This is a genomic window from Mycobacterium angelicum (assembly GCF_002086155.1).
Lineage (GTDB): Bacteria > Actinomycetota > Actinomycetes > Mycobacteriales > Mycobacteriaceae > Mycobacterium > Mycobacterium angelicum.
Map to the genome: position 1 here is coordinate 1 of NZ_MVHE01000170.1, position 2,118 is coordinate 2,118.

1 protein-coding gene is annotated in these 2,118 nt (G+C 62.2%); it reads right to left on the reverse strand.

Going from position 1 to position 2,118, the window contains the following annotated elements; all coding sequences use genetic code 11:
• Window positions 1–2,118, reverse strand: a 2,118-nt coding sequence (locus BST12_RS28755) for a condensation domain-containing protein (protein WP_139802043.1), incomplete at both ends; no start/stop codon positions are given.

Consider the following 2,118-nt stretch of genomic DNA (forward strand, 5'->3'; position numbering starts at 1 on the left):
CCCAGCACATCCAACCGCGCACCCTCAACCTCATCAACCACCTCAACCGAAGACACCCGCGCCTGCGGATCTTCAACCAACCCCACCAATACCCGCTCAAACCGATCGATCAGCGTGCAGATACTGGCCTCATCGAACACATCGCTGCGATACTCCACCGCCCCACCAATGCCGGCAGGCTCACCGGTCTCGGTGAAACGTTCAGCCAGAGAAAACGTCAAGTCCATACGCGAGGTCTGGGTATGCATCGACACCGCGGTGATATCCAAATCCCCCAGCACCGGCACAACCACGCCGGTGTTCTGCCACGCCAACCCCACCTGGACCAACGGGTGATGCGCCAACGACCGCGCCGGGTTGAGCCGATCCACCACCGCCTCAAACGGCACATCCTGATGCTCAATAGCCGCCACGCAGCGCGCCCGCACCTGAGCCAACACCTCAGCAAAACTCGGATCGCCCACCAACTCGACCCGCAACACCAACGTGTTGACGAAAAAACCCACCAACTCATCCAGCGCCGGATCACCACGGCCAGCGACCGGGATCCCCACCGCCACATCAGAACTGCCACTGATCTTCGACAACAACACACTCAACGCCGCCTGAACCACCATGAAGGCAGTCCCATGATGCTCACGAGCCACCCGCGCTACCCGCTGCTGCAGATCCACCGGCCACTCAATGCCCACAGTGGCACCCCGATAATCAGCCACCGGCGGATACGGCCGATCAGTAGGCAACGGCAGACGTTCAGCCATCCCGACCAACGCGTCATGCCAATACCGCAACTGGGCACCCACACCACTCTCGGGATCGGCCAGATCACCCAACTGCTCACGCTGCCACAACGTGTAATCGACATACTGCACCGCCAACCCCGCCCACCGCGGCGCATGCCCGCCACACCGACTGGCATAAGCCACACCCAAATCCGCGGCCAACGGGCCCATCGACACACCATCAGCAGCGATGTGATGCATCGTCACCACTAACACATGCTGCTGCTCACCAACAACGAAAAGCTCCGCCCGAAAAGGGATCTCAGAAGCCAAATCAAACGTGTAACGCACCGAGGCAGCCAACGCCTCCTCCAAACGCGCCCCAGACCACCCACGCGCGTCAACCACACCCCACCCCACATCGACCTGCTCCACAGGCACCACCACCTGCTGCGGCACCCCCTCGACCGCCACAAACACCGTGCGCAAACTTTCATGACGACCCACCACATCCACCAACCCCTGACCCAACGCCACAACATCCAGCGCCCCACCCAACCGCCACACCACCGGCACGTTGTAAACCGCGCTAGGCCCCTCGAGCTGATCAACAAACCACAACCGACTCTGCGCAAACGACAACGGAACCACCGCCGGACGCTCATCCACCGCCATCACCGACGCACGCACACCACCACCCACCCCCACACAACCCACCAACTGACCCACCGTCGGCGCATCAAACAACACCCGCACACCCAGCCCAACACCCAACGCCGCATTAACCCCAGCGACCACCCGCATCGCCAACAACGAATCCCCACCCAAATCAAAAAACGAGTCATCCACCCCCACCCGCTCCACACCCAAAACCTCAGCAAAAACCCCAGCCACGATTTCCTCAACCGGAGTAGACGGCGCCCGATAAGCCTCGACGCCACCGTATTCCGGAACCGGCAACGCTTTAACATCCAGCTTGCCGTTGAGCGTCAACGGCAACCGCGCCAACACCACCACCGCCGCGGGAACCATATACGGCGGCAGCTGGGCGCCCAGCTGCCCACGCACAGCCACCGGATCCGCACTACCAGTCACATACCCCACCAACCGCCGATCACCCGGACGGTCCTCACGCGCAATCACCACCGCCTGATCCACACCCTCCACACCCGCCAACACCGCGCTGACCTCACCCGGCTCAACCCGATGCCCCCGAATCTTGACCTGCTCATCGGCCCGCCCCAAAAACTCCAACTGCCCACCAGCACCCCAACGCACCACATCCCCCGTGCGATACATGCGTTGTCCAACCGCAAACGGACACGCCACAAACCGCGAACCCGTCAACCCCGCCCGACCCCAATACCCATACCCCAAACCCCCACCGGCCACATAC